Consider the following 2,898-nt stretch of genomic DNA (forward strand, 5'->3'; position numbering starts at 1 on the left):
TCATCCACACCGACGGTGTGGAACACTCCTCGACGCAGGTCGTTCTCCAAACGTTCAAGGACGAGTCCAGACTACTGGTCAACTACGACGACGAGGACCTGGAAGCGCTCATCGAAAGCGAGTAGGGCAGTTTTCGATAGTTACGGAGGAAAGGGGAAACGGACGATAATTCCGTCCGAATTGGCACGCGTTTACTACAACCATAGTTATTTCTCCCCCATTATCGTGTAAACGCCCAATATATAAGGAACACATATTGACAATAGCACACCCTTTTCCCTTCAGGAGAAACCTCTTATGCCAGTTTGTCATGCGCTCGCACATGACCAACTCTCTCGTCGACCCGACCGACCAGCGGTCGAACTGCGGTGTCGGGGTCGTAATGGACCTCGACGCCGACGCCGACCACAAAATCGTCGCCGACGGCCTGTCGCTCCTCGCCAATCTCGAACACCGCGGAACGACCGGCGCGGAATCGAACACCGGAGACGGGGCGGGTATCCTCGTCCAGCGGCCGGACTCGTTTTTCGCCGCGGAACTCGATTCCGACCTCCCCGAGACGTACGCCGTCGGGCAGGTGTTCCTCCCGCGCGATGCAGACGTTCGCGCTGAACTGAAGACGACTGTCGAGGAGGTTCTCGGTGCGGAAGGCGTCCCCGTCTTCGACTGGCGGACGGTCCCGACCGAGAACGACGACCTCGGCGAGACGGCGCTCGAATCGGAACCCGTCATCGCCCAGTGTTTCGTCCGCCCCGAGGAAGGAATGTCCGTCGAAGAGTTCGACGAGACGCTCTACGTCGCCCGACGCGCGCTGGAGCGACGAGTCGAAGCGCGCGACGACGCCGACCGATTCTACGTCTGCTCGCTGGACCGCAAGACGCTCGTCTACAAGGGGCTTCTCAAGGGCGATCAACTCACGGGATACTTCCCGGACCTCCGCGACGAACGCTTCGAATCCTCGGTCGCCATGGTTCACGCACGGTTCTCCACGAACACGCTCGGCGCGTGGCACCTCGCACACCCTTACCGGCGCGTGGTCCACAACGGCGAAATCAACACGATACAGGGGAACGGCAACTGGATGGCCGCCCGCGAAACTGACCTCGAAAGCGAGCGCCTCGGCGACGACATCGACCGCATCACGCCGGTCACGACGCTCGACCAGAGCGACACGGCCGTCGTCGATAACGTCCTCGAACTGCTCATGCAGGACGGCCGCGAGTTGCCCCACGCGCTTCGCATGCTCCTCCCCGAGGCGTGGCGCGACCGGACCGACGGCGACCGCCGCGCGTGGTACGACTTCCACGCCTCCCTGGTCGAACCGTGGGACGGCCCGGCGCTCGTCGCCGCGACGGACGGCGACCGCGTGAGCGCGGTGCTCGACCGCAACGGATTGCGCCCCTGCCGGTACGACGTGACGGTGGACAACCGACTCGTGATGGCGAGCGAAACCGGTGCCCTCGACCTCGAACCGAACGAGGTGGTCGAGCGGGGACGTCTCAAGCCGGGACAGTTGTTCCTCGCCGACCCCGAACAGGGCGGCATCGTCTCGGACGAGGCCGTGTTCGACGACTTGACCGACGAGAAGTACGCGGAATGGGTCGAAAACGAGCAGGTCCGACTGGCCGAGCGGGTGGAATCGGACTCGTTCCGCGACGCGAGTGATTCCGACGACACCGCCGAGTCCCCCGTCCCGCTCCGTGCCGGACAGGCCGCCTGGGGCTACACCCACGACGAACTGAGCGAACTCCTCGAACCGATGGCCAGCGCGGGCAAGGACCCCGTCGGCTCGATGGGCGACGACACGCCGCTGTCGGTACTCTCCGACTTCGACCGTCCGCTCTTTTCCTACTTCAAGCAGCTGTTCGCGCAGGTGACGAATCCGCCAATCGACTACATCCGCGAAGAACTGGTGACGAGCCTCGAAACCCGTCTCGGCCGCCAGCGCAACCTCCTCGGCGAGTCGCCCGCCCACGCGCGGCAACTCGTGCTGGAGTCGCCCGTGTTGACCGACGAGGCGCTGTCGGGGGTGCTCGAAACCGACTTCCCGACCGACGTCGTTGACATCACCTTCGACCCGGACACGGACCTCGAAGCGGCGGTCGAACGGGTCCGCGACGACGCCCGCACCGCCGTCGAGGACGGTGCCGAAATCGTCGTCCTCTCGGACAGAGGGATGGGCGAGGACCGAATCCCGATTCCCTCCCTGCTCGCCACGGGCGGGGTTCACCACCACCTCGTGCGCGAAGGACTGCGGACCAGAACCGCCCTCGTCGTGGAGTCCGGCGACCCGCGAACCGTCCACCACCTCGCCACGCTGGTCGGCTACGGCGCGGGGGCGGTCAACCCTTACCTCGCCTACCGGACCATCGAGGATTTGGTGGCCGGACCGGACGGCGCGGACGAGGAGGAGGCAATCGGCAAGTACGTCTCGGCGCTGGAGAACGGGCTGCTGAAGACGATGGCGAAGATGGGCATCTCGACCGTCGAGAGCTACCGCGGTGCCCAGATATTCGAGGCGGTCGGATTGGACGGCGAGTTCGTCGACGAATACTTCACCGGCACCGAGAACCGCACCGAAGGCATCGGCATCGACGAAATCGAGGACGACGTGCGCGAGCGCCACGAAACCGCGTTCGGCGACGACCCGAGCATCGACCGACGGGGGGAGTACGAACACCGCTCGAACGGCATCCACCACCAGTGGAACCCGAAAACCGTCGGCGCGCTCCAGCGCGCGGTTCGCGGAAACGACGGCGAGGAGTACGAGGCGTTCGCCGAGGAGATAAACCACCAGCAGGAGACGCTGCAGACGCTCCGCGGCCTGCTCGATTTCGACACCGACGCCGCGAGTCGGTCCCCCTCGATGAAGTCGAACCCGTCGAGGACATCGTGACC

2 pseudogenes are annotated in these 2,898 nt (G+C 64.7%); both read left to right on the forward strand.

Features of this window, described 5'->3' with window-relative positions:
* A pseudogene (locus BG842_RS33055) lies at positions 1–125 on the forward strand (Lrp/AsnC family transcriptional regulator); the annotation flags it as partial.
* 185 nt (positions 126–310) lie between these two features.
* Positions 311–2,898: pseudogene (locus BG842_RS09595) on the forward strand (glutamate synthase central domain-containing protein); the annotation flags it as partial.

Origin of the sequence: Haladaptatus sp. W1 (genome assembly GCF_001723155.1) — an archaeon.
Lineage (GTDB): Archaea > Halobacteriota > Halobacteria > Halobacteriales > Haladaptataceae > Haladaptatus > Haladaptatus paucihalophilus.